Consider the following 18,765-nt stretch of genomic DNA (forward strand, 5'->3'; position numbering starts at 1 on the left):
CACTGGTCCCTGTCCGTGTCCTCGCCCGTGTCCCTGTCCCCGTCCCCGCCCGTGTCCCTGCTCGGGTTCCTGTCCGTGTTCCTGTCCCGGCCCGGGTCACCGTGGGGTCCACAGGTCCTCCAGGTCGAGCTCGTCGAGGGCCTGCGCCACGAGGGTCTGCACGGAGGCGTCGACCGAGGCGCCGGTCTCGTCCTCGGCCCGCAGGCCGCCGTCCGCCGTGTCGGTCACGACCGCGCCGGGACCCAGGACGGACCTGAGCCGGGCCTCCAGCCCGCGACGCCGGGAGGGGTCCACGAGGAGTCGACGGACCGCGTCCTGCGACCGGTGCACGAGGTCGTCGTAGACCTCCCTGCGTGCGCCCAGCAGGCGGGTGTGCGCTTGACGGCGCGTCGCGGCGACCTCCACCTCGGCGAGCTGCGCGCCGTCCTCCCGGCCGCGCTCGCGGGCACCCGCCAGCTGTTCGTCGAGCCACTCCTCGGCGTGGGCGACCTCCGCCTCACCCCTGGTCCGGGCGTCGGAGACGAGCTGTGCCGCCTGCTGTCGCGCAGCAGCGATGAGGGACTCCTGCAGCGGACCCAGCCCCGGGAGCGGATGCGCACTCGGGGCTGTGGTGCCGGGCATCACGGTGGTCACTCGGGGAGCACCACCGTGATGGGGGCGCCGGGCTCGCGACGCTGCCCGCTGAGCCAGCTCGCGGTGGCCGGCGTGAGGATCACGAGCGCGGCGTCGGCGAGACCGGTCCAGGCCCGCAACGCCTCGGACTCGGTGCGGGCCGACACGACCTGCGCTCCTGCCAGGCCGAACCCGGCGACGTGGTCGGGGTCGCCGACGACGGCGACCACCGCGTCCCCGCCACGATCTTGCCGGGGGCTCATGCCATGCCCACGAGGATGACCGAGATGATCAGGCCGTAGATCGCGATGCCCTCGGCGAGGCCGACGATGACCATGGCCCGCCCGAACAGCTCGGGTCTCTCGCTGATCGCTGCGAGGGCCGCGGAGCCGGTGTAGGCCACCGCGATGGCTGCCCCGATGGACGAGCCGGCCACCGCCACCGCGGCACCGATCAGGGCGGCACCGTTGGGGGCGCCCGTTGCCGTTGCGGCCGTTGCGGCCGTTGCCGCGGCGACGGGGTCGACGGTCGCGGCGTTCGTCGGACCCGCCCCCACGGCCAGCACCAGGACGGCGGTGGCGCCGGCCACCAGGGCCGCGTTCAGGGCGATCAACCAGCCGAGGGCGCGGCGTGGCCGGGAGCGGGCCGAGCGCAGGAGCAGGACCACGGCGAACAGCGCGGGGGGCACGAGCAGCCAGACGATCATCAGATCTCCTCGGTGGTGAGCGGGACGTGCCACGGGCGGAAGGGGACCCCTTCGGTGTCGAAGACGCGCGAGAACAGCTCGTAGTACTCCAGGCGCAGCGCCTGGATGGCGGCCACCAGCCCTTCCAGCGTGAAGGTCACGGCGTTGCCCACCAGGAAGACCAGGACCGCCGCTGCGATGGCGAGTCCGCCGTCGTGCCACAGGGCCGCGGTGGCCGACCACACGACCGCGCCGAGCGCCGCGTGGGTCAGGCCGAACGCGGCGAGCCGGGCGAAGGACACCACGTTGGAACCCAGGCGCACCACCAGGTCGATGAGCTCCACGGCCGCCTGCGCCGCACCGCCGGCACCGCCGCCCGCGGCCACGAGCAGACCTGCGTATGCCGCCGCCAGACCTGCGGTGGCAACGACGGCCCCGCCCACCACCAGCGCGGTGACGTCGCCACCGACACCCCCGGCGAGGAGGGCGAGTCCGAGGAAGAGGGCTGCCCCGGCCAGCCCCGACGGCGCATACACCGCGCGGCGCCATCCGCCCTCACGGAAGCGGTTGACGGTCCCCAGGGCGTAGGCGCCGGCCAGGAGCACGGCCCCGACCGCCACCCCCGACACCAGCAGCTCCACCGGCTGCTCCAGCGGTTCGAGCCACAGGGCGGGCAGGACGCCGGTCGGGCCGAAGAACTCACCGAAGGCCACCCCGAACACCGTGCTCATCACGCCCGCCCCCAGCAGGAACAGCCAGACGCGGCGCAGCTGGTGCAGCCGGGGCAAGCGGTCGCTCCTCACGACCAGGGCCGCGATGACCAGGAGCAGCCCCTGCCCGGCGTCGGCGAACATCATCCCGAACATCACGACGTAGGCCAGGGCGGCCAGCAGGGTGGGGTTCACGTCGGAGTAGGGCGTGGTCGCATACGTGTCCACGAGGGGAGCGAGGTCGCTGCCGGTGCCGGTCGTCGCGAGCAACGTGGGTGGTTGGGACCCCGCTGGGCGAGGCAGCGGCACGAGCGCCCCGCCGTGGGCGGACAGACGGTCTGCGAGGGTGGGCAGCTCCGCGGAAGGCATCCACCCGACGAGCGCGGCGACCTGTCCCCGGGTGAGCGCCGCCCCGGTCGCGGCCTGCACCTGCGCCTCCCCGGAGAGGAGGTCGAGACGTCCCCTGCGTTCGCAGTCGTCGAGGTCGGGCGGGAGCAGGGTGAGGGCGGGCGTGAGCCCGGACGGACGACCCAGGCGCAGCAGCCGCAGCCCGGCGGCGGTGTCGGGCCCCTGCAGTGGTGGCGCGTCGAGCTGCACCGTCCCGGAGGCGGCGACCTCGACCAGCAGGGGGCGCAGGTCGGCCCGGGGCCCGAGCAGCGCGACGCGCTGCATCACCACCGGGTTCAGGGCCTCACGCCACCGCATCGAAGGCCTCCATGACCCGGCCGCCGTCGGCGGCACGTTCGAGGGCCGCGCGGACGCGCCACGCGTCGACGGCCAGGAGGGCCACGGCACCCACGACCGGTTCTCGACCCGAGCCGGCGTGGTGCACCAGCGCCGCTGCGTCCTGCTCCACCCGGGTCCACCACCGCGACTCGGCCCGCCACAGGTCGGCCAGGTCGTCGACGTCGGCGAGCGCCCACCTCGCATCGCTCGGGAGCGCCTCGCGCAGCGCCGCCAGGGTCCGTGCCTGCAACGCGCCCCGACCGAGGACCCGGGCGGCCGGCACCGCGAGAGGGAGGGTGGACCCACCGTCCTGGTCCAGCAGCCCTGCCAGCGTCAGGGCCAGCGCCCCGGCGGCCCAGGAGCCGGCCGTCGGCACGAGCGACACGACCTGCTCGGCGAGCACGGCGCGCAGGTACAGGCCGACGGCCCGCGGCGCGGTTTCGCCGGGATCACCCCACGCCGAGGAGGCGAGGACCGTCCGGAGGTCGGCCGCGCTGGTCGTCCGGGCGAGGCGCGGCCAGGCGGTCGCCAGCCCTCCCAGCTGGTGGGGAGGTGGCACCGCGTGGCCCTGGAGTCGCTGCAGGTGGTCGAGGGTGTTGGCGACCTCGAGCGGGGCGACCAAGGGGCGCAGGAGCACCACGCCCTGACGCGGGCTCCACCCGGCGAGGACGCGGACGTTCCACAGCCAGGCGGCAGTGACGGCCCGCTGTGCCTCGGCGAGGTCCTGTCCCGGGTGGACCATGCGCCCGTATGCCGTCTGCCTGAGGGCGACCAGCCCCTCCTCCAGGGAGGTGCTGGTGGCGAGCGCAGCTGCGCCGCGCCGGCCGAGGCGGCGCTGCGTCATCGCCCGGGCGCGCACGCTGGCGGCGACCCAGCCAGGCCTCACGGGCCGCCCCCGTCCGGCGGCTGCGAGCAGAGCCGGTCCACCGCGGCCGTGACGCGGGCGACGTAGGCAGGCACGAGGCTCTGGGCCCGGGACCGAAGGGCGCCGACGAGGGCGTCGACCTCCTTGTCGAGGTCAGCTCCGGCGGCGGTTGCCGACGCGTGGGATGAGGCACCCGAGGCGGCACGTTCGGCCTCGGCGCGTTCTCGCATCCCGGCTCGGACGGCCGCCGCGCGTTCCGCGTGCGTCCGCTGGACCAGCGCAGCCCGTCGCCGTCCGTCCTCGACGATCGCCGCGCACTCGTCCTCGGTGGTGGCGAGCAGTGCGAAGAGCGGTTCGAGCTCGGCCGACAGGCGCTGCGGCAGGTCGACCGGAACCCCTGCCGGACCTGCCCTCCCCGGTGACCCGGAGGGGCGGAACCTCAGGAGCAGGTCACGCACCCGTGGCGCCGCCACGGCTAGTGCCGCTGGTCGTCGGCGCGTCTCGGCGGGGTCGGCCGCGGCGGGGTGGGGGCAGGGGGGCTCTGCGAGCCGTTGCGCTGCCTCATCGTGAACAGCGAGGTGCCCAGGTAGCGCCGGAGTGCGGCCTGCAGTCGCGAGTCACCCTCACCCGGTGGCCGGGAGGTGACGTCGTCGGCGGCCTCCTTGCGCATGCGTTCGCGCTCGATGTCGGACATGTCCAGTCCTCCTGTCCTTCGGGTCAAGCCGCACGGTGGATTCTCGGTGCACCTCGAGCGTGACGCCGCGTGGACCTGGCGGACAGGGACCAACGGCCCTCACCGCTGGACCTGCCGCAGCCGGATGCTGGACCCGACGAAGCGACGCCCAACCAGACCGGGGAGCCAACATGTCCGCACGCGTCGACGAGATCCTGTCCTGGTACCCCTCCGACACCAAGGGCACGCTGGCCCACCTGCGCCGGATCCTCATGCAGGGCAGGACCGGCGGGTCGGGCAAGCTGGTCGTGCTCCCGGTCGACCAGGGTGTCGAGCACGGCCCTGGTCGCAGCTTTGCGGCCAACCCGGCCGGGTACGACCCCAGGTACCACGCCCGACTGGCGCTCGACGCGGGGTGCAGCGCCCACGCCCTCCCGCTGGGAGCCGCTCGACTCGTGGCACCCACCTATGCGGAGAGCCTGCCGCTCATCCTCAAGTGCAACGGTGCGGACGGTCTCTACGTCGGCGCCGACCCCCAGCCCGCACTCGTTGCCGGGGTCGAGGAGGCGCTCGCCCTGCGCTGTGCTGCAGTTGGTTTCACCATCTATCCGGGCTCGGCGCACCGCAACGAGATGTACGAGCAGGCCAGAGCCCTGGCCCGCGACGCGGAGGCCGCCGGCCTGCCGCTGGTGCTGTGGTCCTACCCGCGGGGCAGCGGTGTGTCCGAGGGTGGGCGGACCGCCGTGGACGTCGTCGCCTACGCCGCCCACCTCGCCTGCCAGCTCGGGGCGCACATCGTCAAGGTGAAGCCACCCACGGAGGTCATCGAGTCGGCCGCGGCCCGCTCGGCCCTCGTGCAGGCGGGGGTCCCGCTGGGCACGCTCGCGGACCGGGTGCGCCACGTCGTGCAGTCGGCCTTCGACGGGCACCGCATCGTCATCTTCTCCGGAGGTGCCGCCAAGGAGACTGCTGCGGTCCTGGAGGAGAACCGGCAGACCGCCCTGGGTGGCGGGTTCGGCACGATCATGGGGCGCAACTCCTTCCAGCGGCCGCACGACGAAGCGGTGCACCTGCTCGGCAACGTCATGGACATCCACCTGACGACGACGGCGCACCCGGCTGCGACGCACCGGCCGCCCGCACCGCACCTCACCACGACGCGCGGTTGAGCGGGGGCCGCCTGGTCGGTCCGCCGTCGCAGCGGTTGCTTCAGTGCGGCTGCGTCAGTCCGCCGTGGCAGCGGCTGCGGCATCGCCCGGAGGGCGGGTGGGCAGCACCACCAGCGTGCGGGGCTGGGCGACCTCAGGACCGTCGAGGTAGACCTCCCAGGCGTCCCCCACGGGGGTCATGGCGTGCTCGCTGGCGTACGTGTTGAGGGCCTCGTGCGCCAGCTGGGCCTGGGCGTAGCTGCCACGGTGCAGGGTGCGCAGGGCCTGACCGCCGGGCAGGTGGTCCGCCTGGACGTCGCCCTGTCCGAGCCCGACGCCGGTCACGGGGAAGCCGGCCTCGATCTCGAGCGCACCGTGGGGAGCGGGATGGATGCGTGCGAACGGGGCTCCGCAGATGTGCATGCCGTCCCCGCTGGCCACCTTGGCCACGCGTTCGAAGGCCTGGCCGACGAACTGGCCGACCTCGGACTCCTGCACGGTGCCGTGCACCGCCAGGACAGATTGTTCGTGCAGCGTGACGGTCTCGATCTGGTAGCCGGAGGTCTCGGCGTCCTGGGTCATGCGAGCTCTTCTTTCGTCAGGGCCACGCGGCGGTGGCCGGTCGTGGGTCCTGGTCAGATGAAGAGGAGCTGGGCGCCCTCGGTCTTCTCGATGAAGTCGCTCGCACTGATGATTGCCTCGACCTCGTCGTAGAGGTCGTCCTCCGTGAGGTGGTTCATGTCGGCCGACATGCGACAGGCCCAGAGGTGTCCACCGGAGGCGACGATCTGCTCGAGGAAGTCCGGCACCTCGGGCACGTCGAGGTCGGCGATCGACTTCTTCAGCTTGGACGTGGCCATGTGCGTGATACCGGGGATACCGCCCAGGCCTTGTGGCATGTGCGTCGCCGTGTTGCCCAGCGGGGTGAACTTGAGGTCGGCCATCGTCTGCTTGTTGATGATGTCGAAGCCCCAGAACGTGAAGAACATGTGGGTCTCGACGCCCTCACCGAGAGCCGCGTTGGCCAGGATGAGCCCCGGGTAGGCCATGTCGAGGCTGCCCTTGGAGCAGATGATGGCCAGCTTGCGCCCCTCGCCGGAGGGCGTGTCGAAGCTGGGGATGATGGCGGGTGCGGCGTCGGTGGTGGTCATGAGTGGTCCCTTGGGGTTGGTCAGACGCAGCCGTGCGGCTTGGGCAGCCCGGCGATGTAGGCCATCTTCTTGGCCGGCTTCTGTGGGAAGAGCTGGAACAGCTGCTTGGTCGGTATGCCGCCCGCGACGGTCACGCGGCGCAGCGTCGGGGTCTCGCCGTTGGCGTCGAAGTCCTTGCGCAGGAAGCGGATCGCCTTCCAATGGTCGTCTCCGAGCTGGATACCGATCTGCGTGGCCAGCGCGCTGCCGAGCGCCTCGTCCCACTCCGTGGGGTCGGTGAGGAAGCCTTCCTCGTTGACGTGCACCTGACGGCTGTCGATGGTCGTGACGGGCATCGTGCTCACTCCTGTTCGGTCGTCGCGCCGGGAGCACCGGCGGCGTGGCTGTCGGCGGGGACGACCTTGCCCGCCATGGACATCAGTGCCGGCAGTGGGATCGGTCGGCCGGGAAGCAGGACGTTCCAGTAGATCCAGCGGAACGCCAGCTTGCCCAGGTGGTTCGCGCGGGTCTCCTTGAGCAGGCTCAGCGGACCGACCAGGGGCAACGGGTAGCGACCGGGCAGCGGCTGGGTGTCGTAGTTGAAGTCGATGAGCAGGCCCTTGCCGTCACCGGACTCGACGAAGCAGTTGGCGTGGCCGTCGAACGCACCGGTCATCGGCAGGCCGCGGATGAGCTGCAGGAAGTTGGCGACGAAGATCTCGACCGAGAAGTGCGCCACGGAGCCGGCCTTCGAGGCCGGGATGTTGGAGGCGTCGCCCACGGCGAAGACGTTGTCGTGCTTGGTCGAACGCAGGGTCCGCCGGTCCACGGGCACGTAGTTGAGCTCGTCGCCCAGCCCTGACCTGGCGACGAAGTCGGCACCCATGTTGAGCGGGATCGTCACGAGCAGGTCGAAGGGCACCGACCGCTCGTCGTAGGACACGAGCGCCCTGTGCTCGTTGTCCACCCGCTCGACCATGAAGTCGGCCTCGACGAGGATCTTGCGCTCCTCGAGCATCTCCCCGAGCTGCGCGGAGGCGATGGGCTGGGTGAACGCACCCGAGAGGGGAGTCACGTAGACGAGCTCGACCCGGTCGCGGATGCCGCGTTCCCTCAGCCACGCATCGGCCAGGAACGCGAACTCCAGCGGTGCGACCGGGCACTTGATCGGCATCTCGGTGATGTGGACCACCAGCCGTCCGTGGTCGAAGGACCGCAGCGCCTCCGCGAGCGCAGTGGCCCCTTCGAAGGAGTAGAAGTCGAAGACCGTCCTGCGCCACTGCTCGCCGAGCATCCCGGGGGTCTGGCCGGGTCTCGGCGTCGTGCCGCTGGCGATCACCAGGTAGTCGTAGGTCAGGCTCCGACCGCCCTCGAGGAGAACGGTGTTCGTCTCGGCGTCGACCCGGTCGATCTCGCCGAGGACGAGCTCGACTCCGTCCGGGATGAAGACGTGCCGCTTCCGGACGACCTGGTCGGCGGTGTAGGTCCCGAAGGGGAGGAACAGGTAGCCGGGCTGGTAGCGGTGTTCGTCGTCCCGGTCGACGATGGTGATCTCCCAGTCCGAGGAGGGCAGTCGGCGCCGCAGCTTGTTCACGACCATGGTCCCGGCCGTGCCCCCACCGAGCACCAGCAGCTTTCTCATGCGACCCGCTCCCACCTGTCGTCGTCCTCTCCCTTCCGACGCTAGGAGCCAGGGCCGGCCGCCCACAGGGCACAACGTCCCGGCGGCATGGCGCGGACCGCAGGCGGACGAGGACCTTCGGCCGTGTCCGTCGTGGTTCCCGACAGCGAGGCTCGAAGGAGGTCGAGAGCCTCGTTGGGCTCTCGTCACGACCCGGGGATGGTGTGTCGCATGGTCATGGCCACGAACGTCGGGGAGGGCCTGGAGCCTTCGAGGACAAGGGTGCCCGGACGCGAGTGGTCCCTGCTCTACCGCATCGGTGGTGTCTCGGCGTTCGTCTTCGTGGGGATGCTCCTGGCGGCCGTGGTGCTCTTCGTCGTCAACCCGGCGCCGCCGGCCGACGGCGGCGCAGCCACGTTGCGGTACATCGCCGCCCACCGGACGCCATACGTCGTCCAGCAGCAGCTCTGGCTCGTCCCCGGCGTCTTCGCGATGGTCACCTACGTGGCGCTGTACCCGGCACTGAGGGGCGTGAGCATGAGCCTGGCGCTGTTGGGATCCGCGGTCGGTGCCGTGGCCTGGGCGGTGACCCTGGCGATCCCCACGACGACCACGGGCGCCCCCGCGCTGGTCTACCTCAGCGACCAGTACGCGAGCGCCGCCGACCCGTCCCGGCGGCTCGCCCTCGCCACCGCCGCTGAGACGCTGGTCGCCCAGAACCGCACCACGTCGGTGGTGGGTCCGCTGACCGCCGCAGGGATGCTGATCGTGTCGCTGGCGATGCTGCACGGGGTGTTCCCGCGCTTCGTCGCCTTGCTGGGCATCGTCACCGGCGGGCTCGGCATCGCGGCAGAGGTGCTGCGCATGGTCTTCGAGGGCTTCTACGGGATCTACGGGATCCTGCTGCCCGTCTGGATGGGCGCCGTCGGCTGGAACCTCTACCGGCTGGGGCGCCATCGCGGCCGTGTCCCTGACCCCGGAGGCGGTCCCGACCCCGGCAGGGTCAGCTCGACGGCTCGGCGCGACGCGCCCTGACGATCCAGCGGGCTCCCGTCTGCCGGTGCACGCGTAGGGTTCAGCGCATGTCCTCGGCCTCGCTCAGTCCTCGGGCCCGCCGGTGAGCCTGGCCCTGCTGGCCGCGCTGCTCGGCACCTTCGGGTATGGCGCGGGGTCGGTGCTCCAGAGCATCGGCACCTCGCGGGCGAGAGGGGTCATGGTGGTCCGGCAACCCACCTACGTCGCGGGTCTGGTGTGCGACGGGGTCGCCTGGCTCGCCTCCCTCCTGGCACTGCGTGCCCTGCCGTTGTTCGCGGTGCAGGCGCTGCTGGCCGGCTCGCTCGCCGTGACGGTCGTCCTCGCCCGCATCGTCCTGCACGCCCGCCTGCGTGTCCGGGACTGGGTGGCGTCAGGGGTCATCACGGTCGCGCTCGTCGTGCTGGCCGCCAGCGCGGGACCGCTGTCGGCGCAGGGACCTCCGCGTCCCTTCGAGCTGACCGTCCTGGTCGGGCTCGGCATCCTCGCTGTGGCCACGGTGGTCGCCTCACGTCGCGCACGCTCGGTCGAGCTGGCGGTGCTGGGAGGCCTGGCCTTCTCCGGTGCCGCCCTGTGTGCCCGGGCAGCCCATACGTCGGGCAGCTGGGGGACCTTGCTGCACGAGCCCCTGGCGTGGGCGGTGCTGGGGTACGGGGCGCTGGGCATGATCGGCTACACCGGTGCGCTCGAGCACGGTGCCGTGGGCCCGGCGACGGCGATCCTCTGGGTGGTCGAGGTGGCCGTGCCCGCCGTGGTGGGGGTCTGGGTGCTGGGTGACACGGTCCGCGCTGGGTGGGTGGTGCCGGCCGTAGTGGCCCTGGTCCTGGCCCTGGGTGCGTGCGTGGTCCTGTCCAGCAGCCCGTCCGGGTCCCACGGCTGAGCGCTCAGGCCCGGCCCGTCGGCGCCCTGCCGCGCAGGGTCCACCTCGGGAGCAGGACCGTCCCGGTCCGGTGACGCAATACCTGCCCCCACGCCCGGACCCGTTCGCCGCCCAGCACCGCCACCGACGCGGCCACGGCGAAGACCACGAGGGCAGGCCCGTGCAGCGGGTCGAGCGCGTGAAACCAGCGGGCGACGTGGAGGAACAGCACGACGGTGGCGCTCCACCACGGCCAGCGGTGACGACTGCCCGCGACGTCCCAGAGGAGTGCGCCGGCTGCCAGGCCGGCGGTGTAGTAGCGGTTGGTGCCGGGGTCCAGGGCCAGGCGGCTGGCCAGCACGAGCAGCAGGACACCGGCCGTGCGACCACGCCACACCGCTGCCCCGGCCAACGCGGCGCCCACCAGCGTCTGCAGGGGACGGTCCCACGGTGGCGTCCGCGCGGCGGTGACCCCGAAGAAGTGCAAACCCGACAAGGCGGTGGTGGGGATCGTGTAGCGCAGCGCCCGCACGGTCTGGGGGTCGGCCAGGAAGAACGGCAACCAGGCCAGGGCCACACCCGCAGCGGTGGTGGCGAAGCCCAGGAGCCTGGCGCGCATCGACGGCAGGGCGAGCAGCACGACGACCAGGGGCAGGGCCCACGGCTTCGAGTCGACCGCGATGGCCAGGGCCGCGCCGGCCCACACCGCTCGCCCTGACCTCACCAGGGCGAGCGCCACCACCCCCGACGTCAGGGCCATGACGTCGTCGAGGTGGGTCGAGCTGACGGCGGCATACATCCACACCGGCACGAAGCAGATGACCCCCGCAAGCAGGGTCAGGTCGCGCTCTCGCCGGCGAGCCGCGTCGGCGAGGGGTTCGCCCCGCCGGGCGATCCGTCGGACCAGGAGGACCACCACGACACCCATGAGCGCGCCCGCGCTCTCGGCGGCCCCGAGCCCGTGCCCCTGGGAGATCCATCCCAGGGCCCACGCCGCGGCAAGGGCCAGCGGGCCGATCTGGAGCAACGGGTGCTCCGCGTAGACGTGCAGCCCGGCTCGGGACCCGTCGTCGAGGTCGGACAGGACCTGACCACCGGTGTGGAAGAAGTGCCAGGACCCCCCACCGTGAACGCCGAGCGCGACGAACCAGGCCACTGCCCAGAGCACCACGACGGTGGGTGCGAGGCGTCCCCGCACCCTGCTGTGGCGCCAACGGAGGTCGACGATCGGGACGTGGTCGACGCGTGGCGTCGTCCTGACGCCGGTCATGCAGCCACTGTGCGACGGGTCGGCTGAGGACGGGCTGAGGGACGGCTGAGGCAGGTCCCGAGGGCAGGGCGCCGACTCGGCGCACGATCCGGTCAGGAATCGAGAAGCGGGTCCGATCGGGGGACGCCTAGCCTTCCAGGAGCAGGGAGCACACGAGCAGGAAGCACGGGAGCACCCGGAGCCGCCGGGCACCATGCCCGCGGTGACCACGACGCGAGAGGGGACCATGAGATGACTGTCAAGACTGCCGCCACGTCCGACGGATTCACCGAGCAGGAGCGGGCCGCGATGAAGGAGCGGGCCGCCGAGCTGCGGGCGGAGGGCAAGAAGGGCGCGAAGAAGGCCGACGGGCTCCAGGACCTGCTCGACAAGGTCGCGGCCATGGCGCCGGCCGACCGGGCCCTCGCCGAGCGCGTGCACGTCGCGGTCTCGTCGACGGCACCGCAGCTGTCGCCGAAGACCTGGTACGGCATGCCCGCCTGGGCCGACGAGGACGGCAAGGTCGTGCTGTTCTTCCAGGACTCCGGCAAGTTCAACTACCGCTACTCGACGCTGGGGTTCCAGGACGCGGCCCACCTCGACGACGGCGACATGTGGCCGGCATCCTTCGCGTTGCTGAGGTGGAGCCCCCAGGTGGAGAAGCGCGTGGTGGAGCTCGTGAGGGCGGCAGTCTCCTGAGGGCGACCACCGGACGTGGGGCAGCCGCCGGCCCACATCCCGTCGTGGCGGTCGGCGAGGTTGCCGAGGGCACCGTAGGTTGATCCCCTCGGGGCAGGTGCCCCACGAGAGGACTGGACATGAGGAGTCGGCTGGCCAGGCTGGTGCTGCGGCTCGCACGGTGGACCGCAGTCGGTGACGTGCCCCGCACCGGGGTGGTCGTGGGCGCCCCCCACACCTCCAACTGGGACTTCGTCATGATGCTGCTCATCATGTGGAGGGGCGGGGTCACCCCACGGGTCCTCATCAAGCACTCGCTCTTCAAGGGACCGCTGGGGTGGCTGCTGACGCGGCTCGGGGGAGTGTCCCTCGACCGCGACAACCCCGGCGCGGTGGTCCGCGAGCTCATGAGCGAGGCCAGGAGGGGCGAGCCCTTCCTCCTGATCCTGGCCGCGGAGGGCACCCGGACCAAGGGGGAGTACTGGAAGTCCGGCTTCTGGCGCATCGCCCGGGCCGCGAAGCTCCCGATCGCCCTGGCCTTCATCGACGGCCCTTCGCGCACAGCAGGATTCGGCCCGACCATCGTCGCCGGCCCCGACGTCGTCCAGGTGATGGACCAGGTCCGCGACTTCTACCGTGACAAAAGGGGCATACACCCCGAGCGGCGCACCGAGCCACGACTGCGCGAGGAACGCGGTGCCGCGGACGGCCCCACCGCAGGCTGAGGCGGCACGAGCCGGCGTCGCGCCAGTTCCGTGTCTGGTGGTGGTCGGCTGTCGTCATGGAGATGGCAAAGGTCCGCCGGACCCGCGACGCCGACGGGTGGCGTCGTGTCAGGGTCTGGCGCATGGAGCTCAGAGTCATGGCCGACTGGAATGCCGACCCGGTCTGGACGAAGCAGGGCATGGTCGACCTCGAGACCCTGCCGCTCTCGCCCCGCCTGACCGCAGACCTGCTCGCGTGGGCGCGGCGTTGGGAGCAGCTGCACGACCGGACGTTCAGCGTGCCTGAGAAGGACTCGTACGCGTCCTGGGTCGTCGCGGGGAGACGGTTGTCGCGTGACCTCCAGCTCGAGCTCGGCCCGCGGTACGACGTCGAGTACGCCCACGACCACGAGGGCTGAGCTCAGCAGTGGTGGGCGACCAGTGACGCGGTGTCGAGGAACGTCGTGGCCTCGGACGCGTACCCGTGCCAGGCGAGGTACAGCCCGGTCGTGACGCGTTCGACGAAACCCCACTGCCACACGCGATCCTCGTCGACGCCGGTCAGCGTCGACAGGTGTCGGCATCCTTGGCAGAGCACGTCGACGCCCGACCCGGTCTGCGTCTGCTCCGCCGCCGCGATCTCGCGACAGGCATCGCGCAGCACCACCCCGAGGTCGTAGGCCCGCTCGCCGACGAACCCGTCGGGGTCGATCAGGGCCCAGCCGCTGCCACGACGCAGGACGTTGCCGGCGTGCGGGTCGCCGTGACAGACGACCTCGGGGCGTTCGGTTGCGGCGAGTGCTCGGGCGTAGGTCGTCGCGAGGCGCAACGCGCCCTCGTGGCCGGCGGCATACCGGGGACCGAGGTCGGCGAGGATGGAGACGAGCCCGGAAGCCTTGCCCTCGAACGGTCTGCCGCTCGTCAGGGGCACGGCCCAGGCGTCCCTCAACAGTGGCGCCACGACAGTGCCCTGTGGCACCACCCCCGTCTGCTCGGTCCACAGGTCGGTCCCGAGTCGCTCGGACACCAGGGCGCCGGCGCGGTCGTCCCAGGCCATGACGCGCGCATACCCACGGCCCTCGGCGGCGATCATGACCCGGGCGGCGTCATCGAGCTCTCCCGGCAGGGCGATCTTGAGGACCCCGGGCATCCCGTCCGCTCGCACGACGTCGAGCGTCGGCATGGCCGCCCCACCGTCGAACCACCCGCGCGGGCTTAGCTCCCACGCGTCGCACACCCACCCGACGGTCGCCGCGAAGTGGGTCACCGCCGGCGTGAGGTCGCGCTCGGAGAGCTGCTGCCGACGGCGTGCCTCCGCGAGGGCTCCCGCGATGACGGGGTCCGGGACGGGGTGGTGGGTCACCGCGTCAGGGTAGTGATGGCCACGCGCCGCTGCCTTCCCGGTGCTGCCCGGTGCACCGGCTGGTTGGATGGACAGATGCCTCCCGTCGTGAACGTCACCGGTGGACTCGTCCGCGGCACCAGCCGCGACGGTGTCGACGCCTTCCTCGGACTTCCGTATGCCGCACCCGCCGTCGGGGCCGACCGCTACCGGTTGCCTCAGCCGGTCGTGCCCTGGGAGGGGGAGCGCGACGGCAGCGTCCACGGACCTGCCGCCGCCCAGACCGCCTATCCGAGCCCGATGGACCAGTTCCTGCCGAGCTCGGTCGCCCCGGGCGACGACTACCTCAACGTCAGCGTCTGGGCACCGTCCGACGGCGGGGGTGATCTGCCCGTCATGGTCTGGATCCACGGAGGCGCCTTTGTTCGTGGTGCGAACCGCCTTGACACGTATGACGGTTCGGCCTTCGCACGCGACGGCGTCGTCCTCGTCTCGATCAACTACCGCCTCGGTGCGCCGGGGTTCGCGGTTCTCGAAGGAGCTCCCACGAACCTCGGGCTGCGCGACCAGGTGGCGGCGTTGGAGTGGGTGCGCGACAACGTCGCGGGCTTCGGGGGCAACCCGGCCGACGTGACCATCTTCGGTGAGTCCGCCGGGGGGATGAGCGTCGCCACCCTGATGTCGTCGCCCGCGGCCGCAGGCCTGTTCCAGCGCGCCATCATCCAGTCGGGCAGCGGGGCGGCGGTCTGTTCGCTGGAGGACGCCCGTCGCGTGGGTGTCGAGCTGGCGACGATCCTCGGGGTCCCCGCCACGGCGGAAGCGTTCGCCGCGCTCGACCCGGCGGCGGTGGCCGCAGCCCAGGGCGCCCTGTCGCTGGCCGTCCAGTCCGATCCCGACCCGCAGCGGTGGGGCGCGTCGGTCCTGCGTGGCGGGTTGGGGATCATGAGCCTCTTTCCCGTCGTCGACGGGGACCTCGTGCCCGACGTCCCGGCTGCCCGGATCGCCGCCGGCTCGGCTGCCGGGGTGCCGTTGCTCATCGGCACGACGGCCGAGGAGATGCGGCTGTTCCTGGTGCCGACCGGCGTCGCCGCGTCGATCACCGAGCCGGCGCTGCCGTTCCTCGCCCAGCGTTACGGCTGGCCCGCCGGTGCCGTGGAGACGTATGCCGCGAACCGGCCCGCTGCCCCTGCCGGCGACGTCGCCGCTGCGGTCCTCACGGACGCCGGCTTCCGGGCCCCGTCGGCCCAGCTCGCGACCGCGCAGCGAGGGGCGGGGAGCTCCGTCCACGTCTACGAGTTCGGGTGGCAGACACCGACGGCCGACCTCGGTGCCTGCCACGCCCTCGAGCTGCCGTTCGTCTTCGACACCCTCGGGGAGGACGCCCTGATGGCAGGAACCTCCGCTCCGCAGGCGCTGGCCGAGGAGATGCACCGGGCCTGGGTCGACTTCGCCAGGAGCGGTGACCCGGGTTGGCCTGCGTGGGCGCCCGACGAGCCGGTCGTCATGGCCTTCGGTGCCCCGTCGCAGGTGGCGGGGTGGCCACGTCAGGACGAGCTGGCGCTCTGGGGCTGACCGGTCTGCGGCGTGCCCGCCGCGAGCAGCTGGTGCCCGACGGTGCGGGCGACCTCCTGGAGCTCGGTGCAGCCGACGATGTGGAAGGGCGTGCGAAGGACGGCGAGCTGTTCGGCGTACCACCACGGGTTGCTGGTGCTCCCCACCAGACGGGTGGTGTGGTCGTCCACCGCCTCGAGCCGACCCAGCGCCCTGGGGAGCCAGTGGGCGACGTGGTCCAGGGATGCCTCGATGACGACCTCGGCGGCATACTCCCACCCGGTGGCGAGGTGGTGCTCCAGGAGCGTGACCGGGTCGAGGTCTGGCGGCGGGGTGAAGGTCGCCTCGAGCACCGTGGTGCTCGACACCCGGTCGACCCGGTAGGTGCGCACGGCGGCATCCTCCGTCGTGGGGCGGGTCAGGCAGAGCAGGTACCACCGGCCGTGCCTCACCACCACGGCCCAGGGGTCGACGTCCACCTCCCAGGTGTTGCCTGACTCCGAGTGGTAGGTGACCCGGACGCGCCGGTGCTCCGCGCTGGCGTTCACCAGTGTTGCGGCGGTGGACGGGTCGGGCCGCGCGGCCGCGCGGTCAGGCGCTGACGCAGCCGTGCGCCGTACAGCATCTGCTTGTGCCGCAACGGATTCGGGGAGGGCCCGGACGATCTTGGCCAAGGCGCTGCCGACGGGGTCAGCGGCGTTGCCGGCGTCGTGGTGACCGTCCAGCACCGCCATGACGAGGCCGAGCGCCTCGGTGGACGTGAAGGTCAGCGGCGGCAGGCGCAGCCCGCGGCCCACGCGGTAGCCGCCGTACGGGCCACGGGTGGACTCGACCGGGATGCCGGCCTCCCGCAGGATGCCGACGTAGCGCCGCGCCGCCCGCGAGGTGACTCCGAGCCTGGTGCCGAGCCGCTCGGCGGTGATGCCGGGGGAGTCGTGCAGCAGCTCGAGGCATAGCAGCGCGCGGGCGGTGGGGTTCGTGGTGTCCACCGGTCCAGATTCGCACACCATGCGGAAGCGATCCGTCCGGAACCGCGCCTAGCCTGCTCGTCATGACGACCGAGGAGAGCGCGCAGGTCCCGATGGCGGGAGACGGCGAGGGGCCGGCACACCCCTGGGTGCCACCGAGCTGGGAGCCCCCGCTCGCCGGCAGCGAGGTCGAGCACCTCACGGGAGCCCTCGACCGGCTCCGCACGACCTTCCGGTGGAAGGCGGGTGGCTTGGACGCCGCGGGTCTGGACACCCGCATCGGGGCCTCGTCCCTCACCCTCGGTGGGCTGCTGAAGCATCTTGCGGCCTGCGAGGACCACATGTTCTCCACGAAGTTCAAGGGTGAGCCGATGGGTTCCCCGTGGACAGAGATGGCGAACGACGGCAGCGAGAAGTGGCACTTCACGTCGGCGGCCCAGGACCCGCCCGAGGAGCTCTACGCCCTGTGGGACGGTGCGGTGGCCCGCTCCCGCGCGACGCTCGCTGCTGCCGTCGCCGAGGGCGGGCTGGACCAGGAGGCGTGGGTGACCGCGCCCGACGGGCAGCATGCGAGCCTGCGGCGACTCGTCTTCGACCTCGTCGAGGAGTACGGCCGCCACACCGGCCACACCGACCTGCTCCGTGAGGCGGTCGACGGCCTGGTGGGCGAGGACCCCCCTGACGACTGGCGTCCGTGAGCCGTCGCGGCGGCCGTTCCCCGGCAGCCGGGGCGGACGGTCCCCATGCCGGCGGGCTGGAGCTCGAGTTCAGGGGTGACGTGTGGTTCTGGCGAGGTCCTTCGCCATGGCACTTCGTCACCGTCCCGGACGAGGAGTGCCGCGCCCTGGCGTCGCTCGCCCCGCAGGTGACCTACGGGTGGGGGATGATCCCGGTGCGGGCCCGGATCGGGCGGACGACGTGGACGACGTCGTTGTTCCCCAAGGACGGGGAGTATGCCGTGCCGCTGAAGTTCGCCGTCCTGCGTGCCGAGCAGATCGACGTCGGTGACCTCGTGAGCGTGCGGTTGACCGTCGACGTCTGACCTCGTCCCAAACAGTCCGACCTGTCCACGTCGCACCGCTGGCGGGGGCGCACGCCCCATACCGCTCGCGTTCGAGTGCGTCGGTCACGCCTCGGTCGGCAGCTCGGCCCAGACGACCTTCCCGTCCGAGACCGCGTCGCAGCCCCACCGGTCGGCGAGGGCCTCGACGATGCTGACACCACGCCCGTTCACCTCGACGGCGCTCGGGGTGCCCTGCTCGAACCAGCCCCGCTGGGCGTCGCGCACCGACAGGTGCAGGACGCCGGGGGAGCGGTGGATGAACACCCGGAAGGGCGACCCGGCGTGCAGGACGGCGTTCGTGGCCATCTCCGAGACCAGCAGCAGCGCATCGGGCACGAGGTGGTCCAGGCCCCAGTGCTCCAGGGTGGCGCCGACGAAGCGACGGGCCGCTGTCACCGCGGTGGTGGTGGGGACGAACACCTCCGTGCGCTGGGCCGTGGCCGCCTCCGTCACCGGCGACTCGTCCGACCCTTCGTCCGTCTCCCCGTCCGGCGCCCCGTCCGTCTCCCTGTCCGGCTTCAGGGTGTCGGTGACCGGCCCCGGTGAGCGGTAGGCCGTGGGGGCGAGGACCTCGGAGTGCAGCAGGCAGGTCTCCCGGACCCCCGACAGCCCGGTCGGGGCGAGCAGCGCGGTGGGGTAGGCGCACAGGAGGCTCGCCTCCAGCCCCGCCAGGACGCCGTTCCACGCACCCTCGAGGGCGACTGCGTCCGAGACAGCGCCCTCCTCCCAGAGCAGGCCGACCATCTCGCCATAGATCCGCAGGTGGGTCCCCACGGCTGTCGCAGCCGCGATCACGGCGCCGATCGCCGCCTCGAACGCCTCGAGGTCGAGCTGCCCACCCGTGCGGAGGCTGTCCAGCATCGTCCGGGCGTCGCGCAGGTCCAGCCGTCCAGCGGCGCGCGCCCCGAGGACGTCGACCCCTCGGTCCTGCAGGGACTCGATGACGGCCTGGTGGTGACCTTCGGTCGTGACGAGCAGGACCGTGTCACCGGCCTGCAGCCCCTCGTGCACGTACGCGGCCACCGCCGAGACGATCTCGGACTCGTGGTCGTAGAACAACACCGCGTGATCGTGGGGAGCGGCCACCGTTCGGGGTAGCACGAGATGCACTGTACGCCCGGATCCGCAGGTCGAGGCAGGATTTTCACG

At 72.2% G+C, this 18,765-nt stretch carries 24 protein-coding genes; 9 read left to right on the forward strand and 15 right to left on the reverse strand.

The genetic code is table 11. The features are described 5' to 3' along the window. Positions 1-96: 96 nt before the first annotated feature. Genes ABEG17_RS17020 through ABEG17_RS17050 form a run of 7 tightly spaced genes read right to left on the reverse strand, consistent with a single transcriptional unit; the run spans position 97 to position 4,292 of the window. Entirely contained in the window at positions 97-633 is a 537-nt protein-coding gene (locus tag ABEG17_RS17020; protein ID WP_406830667.1) for a hypothetical protein, read from the reverse strand. Then, positions 630-875, reverse strand: a complete 246-nt coding sequence (locus tag ABEG17_RS17025) for a V-type ATP synthase subunit F (protein ID WP_406830668.1) — start codon at positions 873-875, stop codon at positions 630-632. Before ABEG17_RS17025 ends, ABEG17_RS17020 begins: the two co-directional genes overlap by 4 nt. Further along, on the reverse strand, positions 872-1,318 hold the full coding sequence (locus ABEG17_RS17030; protein WP_406830669.1) for an ATP synthase subunit C: 447 nt from the start codon (positions 1,316-1,318) through the stop codon (positions 872-874). The genes ABEG17_RS17025 and ABEG17_RS17030 overlap by 4 nt, the downstream gene beginning before the upstream one ends. Beyond that, positions 1,318-2,712: a V-type ATPase 116kDa subunit family protein gene (locus tag ABEG17_RS17035; RefSeq protein WP_406830670.1), complete on the reverse strand. Its 1,395-nt coding sequence runs from the start codon at positions 2,710-2,712 to the stop codon at positions 1,318-1,320. Before ABEG17_RS17035 ends, ABEG17_RS17030 begins: the two co-directional genes overlap by 1 nt. Then, a complete protein-coding gene (locus ABEG17_RS17040) occupies positions 2,699-3,577 on the reverse strand; it encodes a hypothetical protein (RefSeq protein ID WP_406830671.1) in 879 nt (292 codons plus the stop codon). Before ABEG17_RS17040 ends, ABEG17_RS17035 begins: the two co-directional genes overlap by 14 nt. Positions 3,578-3,615: 38 nt before the next feature. After that, the gene (locus tag ABEG17_RS17045) at positions 3,616-4,071 is read right to left on the reverse strand and encodes a hypothetical protein (RefSeq protein WP_406830672.1); all 456 of its coding nucleotides are present in this window, start codon (positions 4,069-4,071) and stop codon (positions 3,616-3,618) included. A gap of 2 nt (positions 4,072-4,073) precedes the next feature. Beyond that, the gene (locus ABEG17_RS17050; RefSeq protein WP_406830673.1) at positions 4,074-4,292 is read right to left on the reverse strand and encodes a hypothetical protein; all 219 of its coding nucleotides are present in this window, start codon (positions 4,290-4,292) and stop codon (positions 4,074-4,076) included. A 170-nt stretch (positions 4,293-4,462) separates the two neighbouring features. Between ABEG17_RS17050 and ABEG17_RS17055 the strand changes: the two genes are divergently transcribed. Next, complete coding sequence (locus tag ABEG17_RS17055) at positions 4,463-5,440, forward strand: class I fructose-bisphosphate aldolase (RefSeq protein WP_406830674.1); 978 nt, start codon at positions 4,463-4,465, stop codon at positions 5,438-5,440. Positions 5,441-5,494: 54 nt separating this feature from the next. Here ABEG17_RS17055 and ABEG17_RS17060 read toward each other — a convergent pair whose 3' ends face one another. The 4 genes from ABEG17_RS17060 to ABEG17_RS17075 are packed head-to-tail and all read right to left on the reverse strand — an operon-like array spanning position 5,495 to position 8,191. Next, positions 5,495-6,001 (reverse strand): hypothetical protein, encoded by a 507-nt coding sequence (locus tag ABEG17_RS17060; RefSeq protein WP_406830675.1) that lies wholly within the window; start codon positions 5,999-6,001, stop codon positions 5,495-5,497. Positions 6,002-6,054: 53 nt separating this feature from the next. Beyond that, positions 6,055-6,570, reverse strand: a complete 516-nt coding sequence (locus ABEG17_RS17065; RefSeq protein WP_406830676.1) for a DsrE/DsrF/DrsH-like family protein — start codon at positions 6,568-6,570, stop codon at positions 6,055-6,057. Between the two features lie 20 nt (positions 6,571-6,590). Next, positions 6,591-6,905: a TusE/DsrC/DsvC family sulfur relay protein gene (locus ABEG17_RS17070; RefSeq protein ID WP_406830677.1), complete on the reverse strand. Its 315-nt coding sequence runs from the start codon at positions 6,903-6,905 to the stop codon at positions 6,591-6,593. A 5-nt stretch (positions 6,906-6,910) separates the two neighbouring features. Continuing rightward, entirely contained in the window at positions 6,911-8,191 is a 1,281-nt protein-coding gene (locus ABEG17_RS17075) for an NAD(P)/FAD-dependent oxidoreductase (protein WP_406830678.1), read from the reverse strand. A 210-nt stretch (positions 8,192-8,401) separates the two neighbouring features. Between ABEG17_RS17075 and ABEG17_RS17080 the strand changes: the two genes are divergently transcribed. Continuing rightward, positions 8,402-9,205: a DUF4386 domain-containing protein gene (locus ABEG17_RS17080; protein ID WP_406830679.1), complete on the forward strand. Its 804-nt coding sequence runs from the start codon at positions 8,402-8,404 to the stop codon at positions 9,203-9,205. A gap of 82 nt (positions 9,206-9,287) precedes the next feature. Next, a complete protein-coding gene (locus ABEG17_RS17085) occupies positions 9,288-10,082 on the forward strand; it encodes a hypothetical protein (RefSeq protein WP_406830680.1) in 795 nt (264 codons plus the stop codon). A gap of 4 nt (positions 10,083-10,086) precedes the next feature. Here ABEG17_RS17085 and ABEG17_RS17090 read toward each other — a convergent pair whose 3' ends face one another. Further along, entirely contained in the window at positions 10,087-11,331 is a 1,245-nt protein-coding gene (locus ABEG17_RS17090) for a hypothetical protein (RefSeq protein WP_406830681.1), read from the reverse strand. Positions 11,332-11,562: 231 nt separating this feature from the next. On the opposite strand from ABEG17_RS17090, the gene ABEG17_RS17095 reads away from it, so the two are divergent. The 3 genes from ABEG17_RS17095 to ABEG17_RS17105 all read left to right on the forward strand — a co-directional run bounded on the left by ABEG17_RS17095 (position 11,563) and on the right by ABEG17_RS17105 (position 13,111). Next, positions 11,563-12,009 (forward strand): iron chaperone, encoded by a 447-nt coding sequence (locus ABEG17_RS17095; RefSeq protein WP_406830682.1) that lies wholly within the window; start codon positions 11,563-11,565, stop codon positions 12,007-12,009. A 119-nt stretch (positions 12,010-12,128) separates the two neighbouring features. Further along, positions 12,129-12,713 carry a 1-acyl-sn-glycerol-3-phosphate acyltransferase gene (locus ABEG17_RS17100; RefSeq protein ID WP_406830683.1) on the forward strand — a complete coding sequence of 195 codons (585 nt, stop codon included), beginning with the start codon at positions 12,129-12,131 and terminating at the stop codon, positions 12,711-12,713. A 122-nt stretch (positions 12,714-12,835) separates the two neighbouring features. After that, positions 12,836-13,111 (forward strand): hypothetical protein, encoded by a 276-nt coding sequence (locus tag ABEG17_RS17105; protein WP_406830684.1) that lies wholly within the window; start codon positions 12,836-12,838, stop codon positions 13,109-13,111. A 2-nt stretch (positions 13,112-13,113) separates the two neighbouring features. On the opposite strand, the gene ABEG17_RS17110 is transcribed toward ABEG17_RS17105, so the two are convergent. Next, on the reverse strand, positions 13,114-14,055 hold the full coding sequence (locus tag ABEG17_RS17110) for an aminoglycoside phosphotransferase family protein (protein ID WP_406830685.1): 942 nt from the start codon (positions 14,053-14,055) through the stop codon (positions 13,114-13,116). 75 nt (positions 14,056-14,130) lie between these two features. Between ABEG17_RS17110 and ABEG17_RS17115 the strand changes: the two genes are divergently transcribed. Continuing rightward, positions 14,131-15,606 (forward strand): carboxylesterase/lipase family protein, encoded by a 1,476-nt coding sequence (locus ABEG17_RS17115; RefSeq protein ID WP_406830686.1) that lies wholly within the window; start codon positions 14,131-14,133, stop codon positions 15,604-15,606. On the opposite strand, the gene ABEG17_RS17120 is transcribed toward ABEG17_RS17115, so the two are convergent. Next, positions 15,579-16,574 carry a helix-turn-helix transcriptional regulator gene (locus ABEG17_RS17120; protein WP_406830687.1) on the reverse strand — a complete coding sequence of 332 codons (996 nt, stop codon included), beginning with the start codon at positions 16,572-16,574 and terminating at the stop codon, positions 15,579-15,581. The two genes, ABEG17_RS17115 and ABEG17_RS17120, sit on opposite strands and share 28 nt — an antisense overlap. A 62-nt stretch (positions 16,575-16,636) precedes the next feature. Here ABEG17_RS17120 and ABEG17_RS17125 point away from each other — a divergent pair, with 62 nt between their 5' ends. Further along, on the forward strand, positions 16,637-17,251 hold the full coding sequence (locus ABEG17_RS17125; protein WP_406830688.1) for a DUF664 domain-containing protein: 615 nt from the start codon (positions 16,637-16,639) through the stop codon (positions 17,249-17,251). Further along, complete coding sequence (locus tag ABEG17_RS17130) at positions 17,248-17,595, forward strand: DUF1905 domain-containing protein (RefSeq protein WP_406830689.1); 348 nt, start codon at positions 17,248-17,250, stop codon at positions 17,593-17,595. Before ABEG17_RS17125 ends, ABEG17_RS17130 begins: the two co-directional genes overlap by 4 nt. Positions 17,596-17,679: 84 nt before the next feature. Here ABEG17_RS17130 and ABEG17_RS17135 read toward each other — a convergent pair whose 3' ends face one another. After that, positions 17,680-18,678: an MEDS domain-containing protein gene (locus tag ABEG17_RS17135; RefSeq protein ID WP_406830690.1), complete on the reverse strand. Its 999-nt coding sequence runs from the start codon at positions 18,676-18,678 to the stop codon at positions 17,680-17,682. Positions 18,679-18,765 lie beyond the last annotated feature (87 nt).

This window comes from Pedococcus sp. KACC 23699, from assembly GCF_045348425.1.
In the GTDB taxonomy this organism is placed as follows: domain Bacteria; phylum Actinomycetota; class Actinomycetes; order Actinomycetales; family Dermatophilaceae; genus Pedococcus.